Annotated in this window: 17 protein-coding genes; 11 read left to right on the top strand and 6 right to left on the bottom strand. The window is 45.3% G+C overall.

Features of this window, described 5'->3' with window-relative positions:
• Positions 1–63: 63 nt before the first annotated feature.
• Positions 64–507 (top strand): cytochrome c, encoded by a 444-nt coding sequence (locus FIV04_RS04945; RefSeq protein WP_152468421.1) that lies wholly within the window; start codon positions 64–66, stop codon positions 505–507.
• Between the two features lie 167 nt (positions 508–674).
• Here FIV04_RS04945 and FIV04_RS04950 read toward each other — a convergent pair whose 3' ends face one another.
• Positions 675–1169, bottom strand: coding sequence for a peptidylprolyl isomerase (locus FIV04_RS04950; protein WP_152468422.1), 495 nt, complete (start codon positions 1167–1169; stop codon positions 675–677).
• A 103-nt stretch (positions 1170–1272) separates the two neighbouring features.
• Positions 1273–1881, bottom strand: coding sequence for a TetR/AcrR family transcriptional regulator (locus tag FIV04_RS04955; RefSeq protein ID WP_152468423.1), 609 nt, complete (start codon positions 1879–1881; stop codon positions 1273–1275).
• 171 nt (positions 1882–2052) lie between these two features.
• On the opposite strand from FIV04_RS04955, the gene FIV04_RS04960 reads away from it, so the two are divergent.
• The gene (locus FIV04_RS04960; RefSeq protein ID WP_152468424.1) at positions 2053–3009 is read left to right on the top strand and encodes a glycosyl transferase family protein; all 957 of its coding nucleotides are present in this window, start codon (positions 2053–2055) and stop codon (positions 3007–3009) included.
• Positions 3010–3078: 69 nt separating this feature from the next.
• Here the strand turns inward: FIV04_RS04960 and FIV04_RS04965 are convergent, their stop codons facing one another.
• Together FIV04_RS04965 and FIV04_RS04970 are read right to left on the bottom strand one after the other, a co-directional pair.
• Positions 3079–3348, bottom strand: coding sequence for a hypothetical protein (locus FIV04_RS04965; RefSeq protein ID WP_152468425.1), 270 nt, complete (start codon positions 3346–3348; stop codon positions 3079–3081).
• Positions 3349–3484: 136 nt separating this feature from the next.
• Positions 3485–3721 carry a hypothetical protein gene (locus FIV04_RS04970; protein ID WP_152468426.1) on the bottom strand — a complete coding sequence of 79 codons (237 nt, stop codon included), beginning with the start codon at positions 3719–3721 and terminating at the stop codon, positions 3485–3487.
• A 277-nt stretch (positions 3722–3998) separates the two neighbouring features.
• Here FIV04_RS04970 and FIV04_RS04975 point away from each other — a divergent pair, with 277 nt between their 5' ends.
• The 4 genes from FIV04_RS04975 (at position 3999) to udp (ending at position 9504) form a co-directional block, all read left to right on the top strand.
• Entirely contained in the window at positions 3999–4415 is a 417-nt protein-coding gene (locus FIV04_RS04975) for a CBS domain-containing protein (protein WP_152468427.1), read from the top strand.
• Between the two features lie 119 nt (positions 4416–4534).
• A complete protein-coding gene (locus tag FIV04_RS04980) occupies positions 4535–5995 on the top strand; it encodes an MATE family efflux transporter (protein WP_152468428.1) in 1461 nt (486 codons plus the stop codon).
• A 130-nt stretch (positions 5996–6125) separates the two neighbouring features.
• Entirely contained in the window at positions 6126–8450 is a 2325-nt protein-coding gene (locus FIV04_RS04985) for a zinc/cadmium/mercury/lead-transporting ATPase (protein WP_152468429.1), read from the top strand.
• A 295-nt stretch (positions 8451–8745) separates the two neighbouring features.
• Positions 8746–9504 (top strand): uridine phosphorylase, encoded by a 759-nt coding sequence (gene udp, locus FIV04_RS04990; protein WP_032549508.1) that lies wholly within the window; start codon positions 8746–8748, stop codon positions 9502–9504.
• A 194-nt stretch (positions 9505–9698) separates the two neighbouring features.
• Here udp and FIV04_RS04995 read toward each other — a convergent pair whose 3' ends face one another.
• On the bottom strand, positions 9699–10865 hold the full coding sequence (locus tag FIV04_RS04995) for a DUF1887 family protein (protein WP_032549507.1): 1167 nt from the start codon (positions 10863–10865) through the stop codon (positions 9699–9701).
• Between the two features lie 182 nt (positions 10866–11047).
• The gene (locus FIV04_RS05000; RefSeq protein ID WP_152468430.1) at positions 11048–13039 is read right to left on the bottom strand and encodes a methyl-accepting chemotaxis protein; all 1992 of its coding nucleotides are present in this window, start codon (positions 13037–13039) and stop codon (positions 11048–11050) included.
• 278 nt (positions 13040–13317) lie between these two features.
• On the opposite strand from FIV04_RS05000, the gene hinT reads away from it, so the two are divergent.
• The 5 genes from hinT (at position 13318) to FIV04_RS05025 (ending at position 17191) form a co-directional block, all read left to right on the top strand.
• Positions 13318–13668, top strand: a complete 351-nt coding sequence (gene hinT / locus FIV04_RS05005; protein WP_152468431.1) for a purine nucleoside phosphoramidase — start codon at positions 13318–13320, stop codon at positions 13666–13668.
• 82 nt (positions 13669–13750) lie between these two features.
• Complete coding sequence (locus FIV04_RS05010; RefSeq protein WP_152468432.1) at positions 13751–15142, top strand: COG3014 family protein; 1392 nt, start codon at positions 13751–13753, stop codon at positions 15140–15142.
• On the top strand, positions 15142–15525 hold the full coding sequence (locus FIV04_RS05015; protein WP_150871742.1) for a YcfL family protein: 384 nt from the start codon (positions 15142–15144) through the stop codon (positions 15523–15525). The genes FIV04_RS05010 and FIV04_RS05015 overlap by 1 nt, the downstream gene beginning before the upstream one ends.
• A 98-nt stretch (positions 15526–15623) precedes the next feature.
• Positions 15624–16214 carry a penicillin-binding protein activator LpoB gene (lpoB, locus tag FIV04_RS05020; RefSeq protein ID WP_032549502.1) on the top strand — a complete coding sequence of 197 codons (591 nt, stop codon included), beginning with the start codon at positions 15624–15626 and terminating at the stop codon, positions 16212–16214.
• A gap of 122 nt (positions 16215–16336) precedes the next feature.
• Positions 16337–17191 (top strand): phosphotransferase, encoded by an 855-nt coding sequence (locus FIV04_RS05025; protein WP_152468433.1) that lies wholly within the window; start codon positions 16337–16339, stop codon positions 17189–17191.
• Positions 17192–17280: the final 89 nt, after the last annotated feature.

Here is a 17280-nt window from a genome sequence, read left to right on the forward strand (position 1 = left end):
GTAAATTAATCTTCATTGAGTCTATCAACCACCCTAAAATTCGCCCAGAATAGAGAATCGATTATGAAAAAATTTAACGTGAAACCATTATCTTTAGCTGCCCTTGTTACTTTTATCGCTCTGTCACCACTTTCAGTTTCTAACGCTGCCGCTGAGCAAACGGTGGATGCGGTACAAGCTCGTCAAGACGCTTTTCAATCGATTGAAAAGTTGAGTAAGTCGGCAAATTCCGGGCTTAGAAAGAACAATGTGGATTGGTCTTCGCTGCAACAGACCAGTCAGCAGTTAACGGTGCACGGTGAAACCTTGTTGGTGAGTTTTGATAAGGGTAGTGAAGGCGGAAAAGCCAAAGCAGATGTTTGGAAAAAGCCAGAAAAGTTTGAGCGTCTGATGTTAGAGATGAACGAAGGTTACCAAGAGCTGCTGCAAGCAAGCTTGGAGCAGAATAGCTCAGCGGCAAAAAGTGGTTTCAAGGCCTGCCACCGTAGCTATCGTTCTCGTTGGTAAAGGGCAAACGAGAACGCTAGCTGTACTAATCGACGCAATAGTTGGAGTACTGACGTGTTAAACAGTGAGTGATGTATTGATTAGCGGTGCACAGCAAATGTTCGTGCTGTGCACCGACGATAGATATGTCGTAGTTGCTGAAGAGCATCTACTGGAAAGCATCAGTCTTATTGCTTGATCGTTACTTTTGAAATGACGATATCTTCACATGGTACATCTTCATGTCCCCAGCGTGTCGTTGTTGGCGCGACACCGATCTTCTCTACAACATCCATACCTGCAATCACTTTACCAAACACTGCGTAGCCCCAACCTGCATTGGTCGTCGCTGTGTGATCAAGAAAATCATTGTCATCTAGGTTGATAAAGAACTGAGCTGTCGCTGAGTGTGGGGCATCAGTACGCGCCATTGCAATTGAACCCACGACATTTTTTAGACCGCGGTTTGCTTCGTTGACGATAGGTGCGCGCGTTGGTTTTTCAGTCATATCAATGGTGTGGCCGCCACCTTGGATCATAAAACCTTCGATCACTCGGTGAAAAGTTGTCCCCTCATAAAAGCCGTCTTCACAGTACTTCAGAAAGTTCTTAGAAGTCACTGGCGCTTTATCAAAGTTCAGTTCGATTTCGATATCACCAGAGTTTGTCGTCAAAATGATCATAGAGTTACTCGTTGTATTGCTAGATAAATAATGAGTGGAAGTATACGTGAACGTTGTTGAACAGCCAGTAACTATACTGGCTTTCGTACAACCGTTTTCGGCATTAGCGTCGATACTGCTTTAGGAACATCTGCACGCTAGAGTCAATAATGTGGTTTCGTTGTGCCGTATCTGGAGAAGGTGCGTGACCGATGATCTGCGGCCAGAACGCGAATGACTTAAGCAGGGCGATAAATTGAGTTGAGGCGAAATGAGGGTCAAGTTCAATTAAGCGTTCGTCTGCTAGCGCTGCTTTAATCCAAATGGTCAAGCCACTCTCAGCTTGAGAGTATTTCTCCATTGCTTGATAAGCGAGTTCTTTGTTGTGGAAGTACTCAGAAAACAACACACGAGAAAGATTAATAAAGCCCTCAGATTCAAGTAAATCGAGTTCTTGATTGGCAATTGCAGTCAGTTGCTCAGCCAGTGACAGCTCCTGCTGATATGGGAAGTGAGTTGCGGCTAACGTTTTGATCCAGATGCTATCGAGAATCTCATCTAACAACAGCTCTTTGCTGGCAAAGTGGTTGTAGACAGTGCGCTTCGATACTTCTGCTCTCGCCGAAATCTTATCCATGCTGGTGGACTTGTATCCATTTTCGGTGAACTCGGCAATAGCAGCTTCAACGATGGCTTCACGTTTCTTCTGGCTCAGTGTTTTTTTAACGGTCATTAGAAATACAACTCAATCTCAAATTAGCACGGTATTCTATTATTTTACACTAAGTAGTTTACTTTTAGTATCAAGGATTGTGCCGTAGCGCTTTGCTTGATTGGCTAGGTAGCATAGAATCGAAACAGGTTTCTTATTTTTAGTTGTTAGAGAGAAGAGAATTAGACATCAATGAGTAGTATTTTAGAGTGTATTCGTACTGTTGGACGAGGAGAAAGAGGTCGCAAACCTCTGACGTTTGAACAGGCCTATCGCATCATGGATGAGTATTTGAGTGGTCAAGTTGGAGACGACCAGATGGCGATGCTACTGATGCTAATTCGCGTACAAAATGAAACGAACGAAGAGATTGCTGGTTTTGTTAAAGCATTCCAATCTCGAGTTCCAGATTTGGGCGCAGACATTGATTGGCCTTGTTATGCCGGTAAACGCAACGATTCAAGCAGCGGTAAACCATGGAACTTGCTGGCTGCGAGAATTTTAGCGGATAGTGGCTATAAGATTTTAATGCACGGTTATATGGACAAACCGAGTGGCCGGACGCATGTAGAAACGCATCTTCAAGATGTGAATGTGCAGCGTGCTGACAATCCTGAGCACGCGAAAGAGATCTTAGAGAAAGAAGGTATTGCCTACCTTCCTTTGGCAAACTTTGCTCCTGAAGCTCAAACCATGATTGGTTGGAAACACCGTTACGGTTTACGCACGCCAATTAATACCGTGGTTCGTGCCCTTAACCCTGGTGGTGGCCGATTAGGTGTTCGTGGCAGCTTTCACCCAGGTTTCCCTCAATTACACGCGGAAGTTGAGCATGTAATCGGTAATAAATCGCACTCGGTGATCTCCTTTAAGGGGCAGAATGGTGAATCGGAATATAACCCGAAGGTAAGCCAAACCGTTTGGTTGAGTTCTCCTGAGAAGGTCGAGTCTTTTTATTGGAAGGGCAGCATGCATGAAGGGCTATCGCTACCTGAAAGTTGCGTGTTCGGCACACCAGAAGACGAAATGGAGATGATGGCTAACAGCGTGGTCGATACGATGACGGCGGTATTGTTTGCTGAGACTCACGATAAACCAGAAGCGTATAAACGTGCTTCTGAGCTGTGGGAAGCGTATTGTCGCCGTTAGCTTTGAATGTCGATAGCTATTGAAAGTCGACGAATTAAGGTCAGCAGTGCTGGCCTTTTTTATGTGCGATTACTTTACTCTCATCAAGCGGTGCGAAATGTCGCCCAACTGCAATTCAATGATTTGAGAGATTCCCATCTTATCGACACGTTCAAGCATGTTCTCGCTATATCCGCGTTTTTTCATCCATTCTAAAGGTTCTTTGAAACCATCTTCATTGATGACGAAAGACTGATCGGTAATCGCTTCTTCTACGATATGGATAACCCAGATGCGGGATTGAAAGTCTAAGACTTCGTTGAAGAATGATTTAATCGAAGTAAGGAGTTTGGAAGCCATAATGCGCCGAGGTTGAATGGTCGAAATAGTCAGATGTGTCTGTATCTCCGCCTAAGATACGAGAACTTGCCCTTTGTTTCAATTTCTACTCTTATTTCAACTTCAACTCTGGCAAAGCCAAGAAGCTGACTGCTGATCAAGATTCTACGAAACGGCTAAAGTCAATTTCATGCTCTTTTTGATATTTGACGAGTCTGATTTTTAGTTCGCGTTTGGCTGCGATTTCGATGGCAGCGTAGGACATTTTGGTGATCTCTTCACTGCAGTTAGACATCAATGGGCGCTCTTTTTCATTGAAGTAACCAATGAGGGTTTTATCGATACCGTCTTTGTCTGCATAGACAAAAGCATAGAGAGCTTGGTGATATTGCATACGTCTTTTATCGGCTAAAAACTGGTGTGCAAGCAAGATTACAGGATCTCGAATCACAAGAAAGTATCGAAAAGTAATGGCTTGTAAGGATATGGCTGACGTTTATTACAACTCGCTTTATGTGCCTCAGCCCTTATGCCACCTCACGTTTCTTATAAATTAGGTTTTGCCTATCAATAAAATTGTTGAAATCCATTTAGTAAAATCAAGATTTTAGACAACAATTAACATATAGGTACGACATAAGACGTGGCTAAGAGTTTTTAGGGAGAAAGCGATGAATTCGATTAAAGTGAAAGATTACATGACGCTACAGGTTGTGACGTTCACTCCTGATATGCCGTTAAGTCTCGCGCTAGACAAAGTTATGCGCAGTCACCATATGGGTGGTCCCGTGATTGATGAAAGTGAGAAAGTGATTGGCTTCCTTTCGGAACAGGATTTGTTAGAAAAGTTGGTGAAGGTGAGCTATTTCTGCCAAGACACACACACTGTTGGTGACTGTATGTATCGAGAGGTGCTTTCAGTATCTCCAGACCTTTCGATTATTGAGCTGGCAGACTTAATGAAAGTCGGCAAACCAAAAGCATACCCAGTTATCGATAATGACAGACTGGTTGGCATCATCACTCGTACTGACGTTTTGAGAGCGATTGGTAAAAACTTAGATGATTGCTTCCAACATCCTGTATAATTCATTGTTCGAAATGATTATGTTTACTGATTAATCTTAATTGACAAAAGGCGCACTAGCGCCTTTTGTTATTTGTAGAATTCTCACTGCTTTCATGCTTTCAACCACGGAGACGATTCATGTCAAATCAAACGGCCAAGTTTGTCGAAGGTTCAACAATGCGCCACATTTTAGTGATGTCTGGTGCGGGCTCTGTTGGTTTGATGGCTCTGTTTGTGGTCGATCTCCTGGATATGCTGTTTATCAGTATGTTGGGTCAGGTTGAATTGGCCGCAGCTGTTGGTTTTGCAGGTACACTGACGTTTTTCTCTACCTCTGTTTCGATTGGTACTTCGATTGCCATGGGCGCACTGGTCTCCAAAGCGATAGGTGCTAAAGATAGAGATCACGCGAAACAGCTTAGTGTCAGTATCATGATGACGGCGTTTGCGATCAGTTCACTCGTAACGGCGGCAATGTATATTCATATTCCCGAACTGTTGGATGCTATTGGTGCACAAGGGCTTGCCGCAGAAAGAGCACAAGCCTATTTGCAGATTCTACTTCCGAGTGGTCCATTCTTAGCTTTGGCAATGGCGGCGGGTGCTGGACTGAGAGCTGCCGGTGATGCGAAGCGCTCTATGTGGGCGACACTGTCGGGGGGGATCGTGAATGCGATTCTCGATCCGCTGTTTATATTTGGATTTGGTTGGAATATTGAAGGGGCAGCATTGGCCTCAGTCATTGCTCGTTTTACCGTGTTGTATTTCTCTCTTTATCCTCTCATTCGTAGCCACGACTTAGTAGCGAAGCCATCAATCGCTCATTGGCGTTTCAACCTTCGTCCTATTCTTGCCATTGCTTTGCCAGCCATAATCACCAACACCGCAACGCCAATTGGTAACGCAATTGTGACAACGGGTATCGCGCAATATGGCGAAGACTTTGTTGCAGGGTTTGCGGTAATTGGCCGTTTAACGCCAGTCTGTTTTGCCGTAATTTTTGCGCTGTCTGGTGCTGTTGGTCCTATCATTGGTCAGAACTTCGGTGCTGAGCGTATGGATAGAGTGAAGGAAACGCTCAACAATTCCCTGCTTGTTACAACCGCTTATACCATTGCCGTTTGCATCTTGCTTTACTTCCTACAAGACTTCGTTATTTCGATGTTCAGCCTACAAGGCGATGCCTCGATCATTGTTGCGGCATTCTGTAGCTACGTTGCGATCACCTTTACCTTTAATGGTGCTCTGTTTGTTGCGAATACATCGTTCAACAATTTGGGCAAACCTCTCTATTCAACGGCGTTAAACCTAGGTAAAGCGACGCTCGGAACTCTGCCTTTCGTTTACCTTGGCTCTCAATGGTATGGTGCTCTTGGCGTTTTGTATGGTCAAGCGTTAGGTAATGTGTTGTTTGGTATATTGGGTGTCCTCGTTTTGCGCTTCCATATTGCAGAACTGATGAAAGGCGCTGAAGTTGAGACCGAGCAAGAGGATGTCTCTATTGTGAGTTTGAATACTCAACCTTTCTGTTCACATGACGCGGTATTAATTGATGACGTCTCTGCTAACCGAAAAGAGCTGAGCGACGCAAAACCTTAAGCAGTTTCTTACTATTTCTTCTTGACCTTGGAGATGACTCCAAGGTTTATACTTCAGGTGTACTGGAGGGGACTTTAGCCTATCTCAACTAGGAACCCTTTCAGCAGTCGAGTATTAAGGAGAATTTATTATGTGTGCAAAACATGCCGCGTGCCGCTCAACCAAAGCGGATATTCAAAACAAACCCGTAGCTTCAAGCTGCGGCAGCCCTAAAATCACTAGCATTACTGCTGCTTCTACCAGCACATCTTCGTGCTGTGCAACAGCTGAGCCCTCTGCTGGCGGCGAGAGTTGTTGTGGTTCAGACAGTGGAGAAGAAGACCGGCTGTCCTCAGTTGTCGAACTAAAAAGCAAGCTCACTAAAAGCTGGCTCGTTTCAGGTATGGACTGCCCAGCTTGTGCACGAAAAGTAGAAAAAGCCGTTTCTTCTATTCCTGGTGTTATTGAAGCCAAGGTTCTGTTTGCGACGGAAAAACTGGTCGTGAAATACGATCAAGTTGAACTCACAGAAACCATTGAAACCGCCGTTCAAAAAACGGGCTTCAGTTTGAGTGAAGTTGGCGCTAAGAAAAAGCAAGAGCCAGCGACCTTCTGGCAATCATACATTCAGCCAAATCTTCAAATCATTGCGATTGCCGCAGCGATGTTATTCGCGACCCTAATTAAAGATTTCAGCCCTGTTTTAAGTGAACGATTGTTTATTGTCACCTGTTTACTTGGACTTTACCCAGTCGCAAAACAAGCGGTGAAACTGGCTCGTTCTGGTACTCCTTTTGCCATTGAAACCTTGATGAGTGTTGCTGCTTTAGGCGCCTTGTATTTGGGGGAAACAGTAGAAGCAGCCATGGTTTTATTGTTGTTCTTAATCGGTGAACGTTTAGAGGCGTTTGCTTCATCCCGTGCACGCAGTGGTGTACAAGCATTGATGGCGTTGGTGCCTGAAAATGCCATTCAAATTGTCGATGGCGAACGTGTTGAAGTTGCAGTGACGGAACTTAAACCTGGTGACGTTATTGAAGTCTCTCCTGGTGCTCGACTGCCAGCAGACGGTCAATTGATCACTTACGCCGCTAGCTTCGATGAGAGCGCACTCACTGGTGAATCTGTCCCTGTTGAACATGTAAAAGGCAACGCCATCATGGCGGGTGCGGTTGTGGTTGATAAGGTTGTTCGTATCACGATCACTTCTAAACAAGGTGAGAATGCGATAGACCGAATTCTTCATTTGATTGAAGAAGCAGAATCACGCAAAGCACCACTAGAACGATTCCTGGATAAATTTAGCCGTTGGTATACGCCGCTAATGATGTTTGTGGCATTGATGGTGATTGTGATTCCGCCGAGCTTGTTTGCTCAACCTTGGGAAACTTGGGTCTATCGTGGACTCGCGCTACTGTTGATTGCATGTCCATGTGCGTTGGTTATCTCAACACCCGCTGCGATTACGTCTGGGTTGGCTGCGGCGGCAAAACGTGGTGCCTTGATTAAAGGCGGTGCTGCACTAGAGCAGTTAGGTAAGGTTGAAACCATTGCGTTTGATAAAACCGGGACACTGACCGAGGGCAAACCACAAGTTACTGATGTGACACCGTTGCAAGGTTGGAACGAGCAACAGTTATTGCGTGTGGTTGGTGCGATTGAAGTTGGCTCAAGTCATCCATTAGCACTGTCTCTCGTTAATAAAGTTAAAGAGATGGGGATTGATACCCCTGAATCAGAGAACAAACGTGCTCTTATCGGTAGTGGCGTTGAAGGTGACGTCGACGGGCATACTTATCAGGTGCTTTCACCATCGAAAGTGACATTTGCTCTTGATTCTTCAGTACAAGAACAGGTTGCTTCGCTTGAAATGCAAGGCAAGACGGTGGTAGTGGCAATAGAGCTTCCTCAAACCGTCATTGGTTTGATTGCGTGGCAAGATACTTTGCGCAGTGACGCCAAAACTGCAGTAGAGCGTTTAAGCCAGTTGGGCGTAGAGTCGATTATGTTGACTGGCGATAACCCTCGCAGTGCCGAGGCAATCAGCTCTGTGGTTGGCATGCAGTACAAAGCAAGCCTATTGCCTGCGGATAAAGTGAGTTACGTTGAAGAGCTGACTCGCCGTTCTCATGTCGCTATGGTGGGTGATGGTATTAATGACGCGCCAGCAATGAAAACTGCCAACGTAGGTATTGCTATGGGAGGCGGCACCGATGTCGCTTTAGAAACCGCAGACTCGGCACTGACTCACAATCGTCTAACTGAACTGCCAGCTATGATTGAGCTGTCACAGGCAACCATGAGAAACATTCGTCAGAACGTCGCTTTGGCGTTGGGGTTAAAAGGTGTCTTCTTGGTGACGAGCCTATTTGGTATTACTGGCTTATGGGTAGCCGTGCTTGCCGATAGTGGTGCAACCGCACTTGTGACACTTAATGCTTTAAGACTACTAAGGTTTAAGTCAAAAGCTGATTAGCGCATCTAATTCGTTACAGGACGCCTCTAGTTTATTAAGCGCATGTTGTTTGATTTGCGTTTTATGAACTAGAGGCGTTTTTTTCGTCATTATTATGCAACGAAGCTGGTCGATTACGGTAAAAGTGTGATGCCAATCGGTTTTTCGTGAAACTTGAGTGTATGTTGCGTGGAGAGGTGTGACGATTGTCACTTCATTTTGTGAATAGCTTGGTTAGAGTAAACACGTACCCCACAAACTTATAATGCGCTTAGATAAGAGTGATGAACACTCAATAAGCCACAAGGAGCAAACTATGTCTCAAGCTGTTTTCCACTTAGGTATTACTGAAGCTGATCTTCAAGGTGCGACACTAGCGATCATCCCGGGTGATCCAGCACGTGTACAAAAAATCGCTGACGAAATGGAAAACCCAGTATTTCTAGCAAGCCACCGTGAGTACACGCTGTACCGCGCTGAGCTAGACGGTAAGCCTGTGGTTGTTTGTTCTACTGGTATTGGTGGTCCATCTACATCTATCGCTGTAGAAGAGCTAGCACAACTAGGTGTACGCACTTTCCTACGTGTGGGTACAACTGGTGCAATCCAACCTCACGTAAACGTGGGTGACATGATTGTAACAACGGGTTCTGTTCGTCTAGACGGTGCAAGCCTACACTTTGCTCCAATGGAGTTCCCAGCAGTAGCTGACTTCGAAATCGCAACAGCAATGAAAGCTGCAGTAGAAGAGTCTGGCGCAACGGTTCACACTGGTGTTACAGCATCAAGCGATACGTTCTACCCAGGTCAAGAGCGTTACGACACGTTCTCTGGTCGCGTTGTTAAGCGTTTCCAAGGTTCTATGCAAGAGTGGCAAGACATGGGCGTTCTTAACTTCGAAATGGAATCTGCAACACTGCTAACTATGTGTGCAAGTTCTGGCCTGAAAGCAGGTTGTGTAGCGGGTGTTATTATCAACCGTACACAGAAAGAGATCCCAGATCACGATACTCTAAAAGAGACAGAAGCACGCTCAATCAAAGTGGTTGTAGAAGCTGCGCGTAAAATGCTTTAATCGCGTCGATACTGCTTAATTCAGTTATCATCCAAGATAGCCTGATTTAAATCCTCAAAAGCTGCACTTACGAGTGCGGCTTTTTTGTATTTGTCGATCAGTGTTGGAGTGAAAATTATGACAAATAAAAAAGGCGCATTATGCACCTTTAATGTGTGAGAAGTGAGCTTTTGACAGCTTAGTCGCTTACTTGCTTAGTACTCTAGGTCTTCGTGACCGCCTGCCGCCGCAAACCAAGACGTTAGATGTGTCTTAAGGTCTTTCAACTCATCAGGGCCAATCAAAGCTAACCCTAAATCCTCTGCACGAGTGATGTCGTTATGGCGTAGTGGACGGAAGCTGACCAGCATAGCTCGCGCTTGAAGGCCACCTAGTAGGTCACGCAGCGATTCCAGCTTGTACAAAGTGTCATCACCATCGTCACGCATACCCTTGGTCTTACATTCGATAATGTGCAGTTTATTGTTTACTACTGAAGCTACATCCAGCTCATTACGTACTTCGCGCTCACCAAGTTGGCGATAAACCTGAACGTTCAACGAGCGGTCTTGAATGGTTGGCATGTCATCTTGAATCTGTTTCACCGTGCTATGCACCAGTGTTTCTAGCCACTCACCGTTCGAAAAACGACGCGCATCTTCATTAGCAAAGGTCAAAATACCGTCTTGGTAGGTCGCGATTTTTGCTTCAACGAGGTCGGTAAGCAGCATATTCAGCTCACGATAGCCTTGTTGCTTCTCTGAAAGCTCAACGTCCAGTTTCTGCTCTTTACGACATGTCGTTGCTAGGTAGTTTAGCGTTGCTAGACCTGGTCCTAATTCAAGGGCATTACTCGCCCAGCGTTCACCTAGCTCGTAGAGTTTCTGATCTAGCTGTGGTGGTAGCTCGAAATCATTAAATTCACCACGAGCACCAAACACGGTTAGGTAATCATCAATGGTGATGCGGTCTTGTACTTGTGCGTCTTCTTTGCCATTTGGGTATAACCAACACAGTTTGTCGCTGTTTGGTTCAACCACGAAAATCGGCCAATGGTAAGTGCGGAATACTTCGTAAACAGAAAGCAGGCGGTGTCTTAGGCCACAGCTTGCGTTCAGCTTGACTTCTTGACCACGTGCCTTGAGATCTTCGGCTAAGTTTTGAATCGATTCTTTGATAACAGAGGTGTTGACGATGGTAGGAATTTCAAAGAACTCACTGGTAATGTCGCGCTTTTGGAGTACAGAGTGAAGGCGCAGATACATGCCTTCTTGAGTCTTGTCACCGATAAAAACAATGTGAGAACTGACGGTTCGATTATCCAATAACGGAGTAATCAACCTAATGGGGTCTTGATCAATAATGCCAACGTGAACAGCCATATAAATTCCTTAATATTGGCTCGCTCAAAATGGGATCGTAACGGAAAGCAGCAAGCCATAATACTCATATAATGACAAAGCCTTAAAAAAACAAGGGTAACCTTTGATAAAAGTTACCCTTGTTCAGTCAGTTAACGATTTGGTGCGAGCAAAGTCTTACCTTTATTCGCTTTAAAGTGGACCTAAAGTTTGAATTGGTGCACCAAATCTCCTTGTTGGTTAGCAAGAATAGTAAGGTTCTCACTCGCTTGAGCGATTGACGACATCGCTTGATAACTAGCATCTGCAATGTGGTTGATATCTTCAATGTTGCGTGCAATGTCGCTCGATGTCTCACTTTGTTCTGCTGCCGCCTGAGAAATATGTGTACTCATGTGGCTGATCTCGAGGATAAGCGCTTGAATCTCTTCCATCGCACTATTGGCATTGGAAGCCTGCTCAACCGACATCTCCATATCATTCATACAGCTCTCAATCACGTTACCTGCTGTCTTAGAGCTCGACTGCAGGTTGCTGATCATAGTTTCAATTTCAGAGGTTGATTGCGTGGTCTTCTGAGCGAGAACGCGAACTTCATCTGCTACTACAGCGAAGCCACGGCCTTGCTCACCGGCACGTGCAGCTTCGATAGCGGCATTGAGTGCAAGTAGGTTGGTTTGTTCTGCGATACCACGAATTACATCTAGGATTGATCCAATCTGGCTACTCATCTGTTGAAGTTCACCCACAGCGACAACCGACTCATTGAGGCGAGTCTCTAGCTGATTGATGGTGCTGATGTTGGTGTTCATGATTTGACGACCGGATTCAGATGCTGACTCAACCTGTTGAACCATGGTTAATGAGCTCTGCGCGCTGTTCGCCACCTCTTGCACCGAATGTGACATCTCTGTCATTGCGGTTGCCACATTCGCGGTCTGTTCGCGCTGATTGCTGAGCTGATCTTGCGTTGTAGAAGAGGTCTTCTGGTTGATGCTTGCGGTTTCAGTTAGCTCATCAGATGCTTCATTTAACTTAACTAGAATATTATGCAGATTATCGGCAAGAGTGTTGATATGACGACTCACGCGACTAAATTCGTTGTCGTAACGAATGTCGATACGCTTAGTCATATCACCCTGTGTTAGCCCTTCAAGTGCATGCAAAATGCGAGTCAAAGGTTCGCGCACACTATGTGCAATGTGATAGCCAATCGCCGCTGCGAATACCGTCACTACAACACCAATCGCGATAGCTTTCATTAGGCCTTGGTCGTAGACTTCGCCTGCATCTGCCAGTGAACTATTAAGCTGTTCACCCGCAGTGACGTTGAACGAGTCCAGAACAGCCATTGCCTGGTCAACGTCTACCGCTAGGTTAGCGATGTTGATGTAGAGTGCCTTCTTCGCTTGTAGGTAGTTATTGTGTTTATCAAGTACACCGCCTTTCTGACCAACGTCTTTGGTGAACTTTTGTACCGACTCATCGAACGCGCCTTTTAGTTCAGGCAGTTGAGTCGTTAAACCACGGTATGCGTAGTTAAGGTGGGTTACCGCTTTTTTGTTTTTGTTTACTGCGCTTTGAACTAACTCTACATCTGAGCTTGCTAGAGCATCAGAGGTGATCACCTCTGCGTCTTTCAGCTTAATAAAGTAGCTTTTCGCCATTACCTTCACAGAGATGCTTTTCTGATCGGCAACATATTCTTTCATCCCAACGGTTAATTCTGAGTGTAGGCGTTGGAATTCGCGCGATGCTTTTTGTACTTGCTCTTGTGCTTCAAACATCGCGACGTAGTTGTTCATCGCTTCTTCAGCTTCAGAGAAATAGCGCTCTTCGAGTTGTTTTAGCTGTTCAACACGCTCTACAAGTACAGGATTTGTCGCGCTAGCTACTTCAAGCTCTTTAAGTACAGAAGAAAACGCTTGTTGTGATTGAGTAAATTCACTGCGCATTGCTGTCATGCGCTCTTGATTCTGTGTAGTGAGGTAATCTTTAAAGGATTTGTCTGCAGAGAGTAGCTGCACACTGGTTTGATTAGAGAGAGTAACAAGAGGCAGCGAAGATTTTGAGACGCTTTCGAAATTACTGTGTATCTGATTCATGCTGCTCATCATGATTGTAATCGTAATTGCAAACATGATGATGATCAGTGCGAAGCCCGCATACATGCGTTTTATCACTGAGCCTTTCATGGCCATTCTCCCTAAAAATAAATACAGACCGAAAATCCGGTCCAAAACAAAGTAACAAAAGTGTCAGCATTCTATTGAGTTCCAGTAACACATTTTATGACGCACCCGTCAAAAATAGCTGTCAGCAATAGGCGACATAACATTCTTTTGCGCTTGATAGGGTTTTCTTTGATTTGAACACTGTTTTTTATTATGCTTTAGCTCAGGTTGATTGAGGTTTCTAGTGGCTTGACGCATACTCAAAGCTCTTAGAAGTAAATGTTTTATTGGAGAAAAACATGGCTGAAGAAACCATTTTTAGCAAAATAATTAATAAAGAGATTCCAGCAGACCTTCTTTACCAGGACGATCTAGTTACCGCGTTTCGTGACATTAATCCTCGTGCGCCAAGTCATATCCTGATTATTCCAAATAAGCTGATCCCAACAGCGAATGACGTTGAATCGGAAGATGAAGCGATGATGGGGCGTCTATTTACGGTTGCTCGTAAACTGGCGAAAGAAGAGGGTATTGCAGAAGATGGTTACCGACTGATTGTGAATTGTAACTCTCACGGTGGCCAAGAAGTTTATCATATTCATATGCACCTTGTAGGTGGTCGCCCTCTTGGCCCACTATTAATGAGCTAATAAAAAATGACTTTCTATACCAACTTTCTGCAAGAACTGTAGTCCAAAGCGTTGGTTGGTATAGATAGGCAGGAGTTAATCTTTGAAACAGTACGTTAAGTTCGTTTCAGTCGCGATGATGTCGGCATTGACCGTTGGGTGTGCAAGCATGTCTGCGGGCAACTTGTTTAGTCACTACAGCGCTCAAAACGAGAGTGTGTATCAAGCCTTAAGAGCGGGTGACTACTCTGAAGCGCAGCAAGAATTGCCTGATTATGCCGCAGGCGACATTTTGGATAACCTTGAAAAAGGCCGCGTATATTTACTAGACCAACAATACGCAGAGAGTAAGTCTTGGTTCGAACAAGCAGATCAAGCAGTAAGAGTTCAGCAAGATAAAGCCGTGGTATCGGTGACGGACAGCGCGGCGAGCGTTGGTGCGTTAGCAGTTAATGACAATATTACCGAATATACCCCAGCCGATTATGAGCTAGGCTTTCTTCATCTTTATCTTGGGCTGAACTATCTCAAACAGAATGATCTAGAGGGCGCATTGGTTGAGATGCGTCGCGCTAACCAAGTTCAAGAGCAAGCGAAGAAGCAACGTGAAGCGGAACTGCAGCAAGCAGCAAATGATGCCCGCTCCCAAGGCCTTTCGGCTAACGTTGGTAGCATTCTCTCGAACTACCCGGATGCAGGTAAAAAGCTGCAATCAGTGCAAAACGCCTATTTGATGTTCTTGTCTGGTCTGCTTTATGAAGCGTCCAATGACCTCAACAGTGCGTATGTTGATTATCGACGTGCTTTGGCGGTTATGCCTGACAACCAACAGGTTATTGAACGCACTATGCTGGTGGCTCAGCGCCTAGGTATGCGTGAAGATTTGGCGAAGTTGAAGAAACGCTACCCGATGCCCGAGTCTCTTAAATCTGGCGAAGGGCGAGTGATCGTCTTAGATGAGCAGAGCGTTGTACAAGCAATGGACAGCTGGCGTCTAGATTTACCGGTTTATGACAGTCGTGATCAAGGCGCCATATATTCTCTAGCTCTGCCATACTATTCAAAGCAGCCAAATGAAAGATTTACGTCGATTCGCATCAACGGTACCTCGCTCAATGGCAGTTTGTTGACCGATGTAGACGCAATGGCACAGAACGATTTATCTGAGCGTCTGCCGGGTATTGTTATTCGCCAAGCATTGCGAGTGGTCGCGAAAGACCGAATTCGTAAAGAAGCGACCAAAGGCGATGATGTCGGTAACTTGTTGTTCAATGTTTGGAATACGCTGACTGAACAACCTGATACTCGCAGTTGGCAGTCGCTACCTGCTCAAGTGAAGAGCAGTACCTATGTGGCGGCTTCTGGCAACTACACGTTAGAAGCGGGTGGTAAGTCGTATCAGTTTGATGTGCGAGATGGGCAAACCACATTAGTTTGGGTTTCTCGCCAAGGGAATAACGCCACCATGTGGCACAAGCAGCTAGGGAGGCTGTAATGAAAAAGTGGTTAGTGAGCTTAGCGGCTGTTGCAGCCTTGGCCGGTTGTGCGGAGAACACAGCAGGTGTACGTGTTGATGGCCTAACGCAAAACGTATTTTTTGGTGACAAGGTACTGGGTAGTCGACTGTTAGTTGATGACGTTAGAACCGACCAAGTTGACGGTCATACCCGAGGACTTGTGCGTCTGACGAGCGATTACAAGGGTGACCAAAACATCCTGTATCGATTCTACTGGTACGACGATGCGGGTCTTGAAGTGAACTTGAAGCAAGGGCCTTGGAAGCAAGCCATCGTCCGCGGTTTCGAGACCATCACCTTGTCAGAGATTTCAGTGAACCCGAAAGCGACACAATTCCGCGTGCAGTTTCGGGAACAGTAATATTTATCGGTTAAGCTGAGCACGACTGTTACTGGTCAGCTAAGCCAACCAAATTTATGAGTGGGGCGTTGTTCTGCTCGGATATGTGAGGAAATAAAATGAAAAAGAGTGTCATTGCGCTATTAGGATTGGCTGTAATTCTAGGCGGTTGTTCAAACAAAGTAAGTTATGGTGATGCGCAAGCTGTAGAGACCACAACCATCGATTTCGGTTCTACGGACCTTCAAACGATTGCTGGCGAAATGGTTGATAGCATGATGGCTTCTGGTTCGGTTTCTTACATCACTCGTGATCAGCGTCCGATCGTGTTTGTAGAGCGCATTAAGAACAAAACCAGCGAGCACATCGATACTGAATCTATCACAGATACGATCAGTACCAAGATGTTGAACTCAGGTAAGTTCCGTTTCGTTGATATGGACCGCGTTGAATCAGTTCGTGAACAACTGAACTTTCAGAACAACGACGAGCTTGTTAACCAAAGCTCAGCAATTCAGTTCGGTAAGATGGTTGGCGCTCAATACATGCTTTACGGCAACCTATCAAGCATCGTTAAGAACGACGGTAGTGACCAAGACGTTTACTACAAAATGACAATGCGTTTAATGGATCTTGAGTCTGGTCTAATCGAATGGGCAGATGAAACAGAAATCCGTAAGCAAAAATCTAAGAGCCTACTGGGTCTGTAATCAAGCAGTAGCCATATAGAGTGTTGCATTATGCACGGCTCTTTAGGCTACACTTGGGCTGAGTGAGAATAAAAGACACTGGCGGTAACGTTGGTGTCTTTTTTATAGGGAGAACAGAGAGTATGGCGATTTTTTGCTGGGATGAAGCCAAAAAGCTGGATGCGAGCCTAGGCTCACTTGATGACTACTTCGATTTCCCTCCTGTGAAAGCACAAACGTTAACCGGTGGCCTTACCAACCGTTGTTGGAAGATAGAAACTGGCGAGGGGAGAGCTTTTGTCTGGCGACCCGCTACTTCCATTACTGAAGCCTTCGGAATTTCTCGTCATGAAGAGTATCAAGTGCTCTCGGCGATAGAGCAGCTTCATATTGCGCCACAAGCTATGACCATCAATAAGCAAGGTTTGTTAGTAGAGTGGGTTGAAGGGGATACCATTCATGATGACCTCTCACTTCAACAGCTAATGAGAACCTTGGTGTCTGTGCATTTGGTTAACACTTCGCGACTCCCTTTGCATCCCTTCTGTTTTACCGCTCGAGTTGACCATTATTGGTTGCGACTTGATAAAGAGCATAGAGGTGAGGAGTTTGAAGCTATTTATCAACAATGGCGCTCGGCACCTAACCTACCTCCAATCGAAAATTCGCTCTGTCACTTTGATCTCGGTGGCTACAACCTTGTACGTCAGCATGGTGAGATTAAGATTATTGATTGGGAGTATGCAGCATTAGCGGATCCTCGACTCGATTTAACATTGACGATTTCGGTCGCTAACGTACCGGTAGAAGAGGCCGTTAAACAATACTGCCAGTTTCGAGGTATCCATGATACTCAAGCATGGATAGACGGCGTCGAGGCTTGGCAACCGCGCAGCAAAATGATGGCGATGCTTTGGTATTTGCTGGCTCATCAGTTGTGGGGGGATGAACAATATATGGATGAAGCGCGGGCACTCAGTTGCACTTTATGTAGCTAGGATCACGTTTAGGATGGGAAAAATGCAAATTCAGGTATCTGTACTTTAAAACCTTATTTTTCATGTTAGATTTATCAAAACGTACCAGC

The organism is Vibrio sp. THAF190c (assembly GCF_009363355.1).
In the GTDB taxonomy this organism is placed as follows: Bacteria; Pseudomonadota; Gammaproteobacteria; order Enterobacterales; family Vibrionaceae; genus Vibrio; species Vibrio fortis_A.

Coding starts and splice junctions, on each gene's coding strand:
- FIV04_RS05015 (WP_150871742.1), top strand. CDS start 15,142: ATGAAAAAGTGGTTAGTGAGCTTAGCGGCTGTTGCAGCCTTGGCCGGT.
- FIV04_RS04980 (WP_152468428.1), top strand. CDS start 4,535: ATGTCAAATCAAACGGCCAAGTTTGTCGAAGGTTCAACAATGCGCCAC.
- FIV04_RS04970 (WP_152468426.1), bottom strand. CDS start 3,721: ATGCAATATCACCAAGCTCTCTATGCTTTTGTCTATGCAGACAAAGAC.
- hinT (WP_152468431.1), top strand. CDS start 13,318: ATGGCTGAAGAAACCATTTTTAGCAAAATAATTAATAAAGAGATTCCA.
- FIV04_RS05000 (WP_152468430.1), bottom strand. CDS start 13,039: ATGAAAGGCTCAGTGATAAAACGCATGTATGCGGGCTTCGCACTGATC.
- FIV04_RS05025 (WP_152468433.1), top strand. CDS start 16,337: ATGGCGATTTTTTGCTGGGATGAAGCCAAAAAGCTGGATGCGAGCCTA.
- FIV04_RS04960 (WP_152468424.1), top strand. CDS start 2,053: ATGAGTAGTATTTTAGAGTGTATTCGTACTGTTGGACGAGGAGAAAGA.
- udp (WP_032549508.1), top strand. CDS start 8,746: ATGTCTCAAGCTGTTTTCCACTTAGGTATTACTGAAGCTGATCTTCAA.
- FIV04_RS04965 (WP_152468425.1), bottom strand. CDS start 3,348: ATGGCTTCCAAACTCCTTACTTCGATTAAATCATTCTTCAACGAAGTC.
- lpoB (WP_032549502.1), top strand. CDS start 15,624: ATGAAAAAGAGTGTCATTGCGCTATTAGGATTGGCTGTAATTCTAGGC.
- FIV04_RS04985 (WP_152468429.1), top strand. CDS start 6,126: ATGTGTGCAAAACATGCCGCGTGCCGCTCAACCAAAGCGGATATTCAA.
- FIV04_RS04950 (WP_152468422.1), bottom strand. CDS start 1,169: ATGATCATTTTGACGACAAACTCTGGTGATATCGAAATCGAACTGAAC.
- FIV04_RS04995 (WP_032549507.1), bottom strand. CDS start 10,865: ATGGCTGTTCACGTTGGCATTATTGATCAAGACCCCATTAGGTTGATT.
- FIV04_RS04945 (WP_152468421.1), top strand. CDS start 64: ATGAAAAAATTTAACGTGAAACCATTATCTTTAGCTGCCCTTGTTACT.
- FIV04_RS04975 (WP_152468427.1), top strand. CDS start 3,999: ATGAATTCGATTAAAGTGAAAGATTACATGACGCTACAGGTTGTGACG.
- FIV04_RS04955 (WP_152468423.1), bottom strand. CDS start 1,881: ATGACCGTTAAAAAAACACTGAGCCAGAAGAAACGTGAAGCCATCGTT.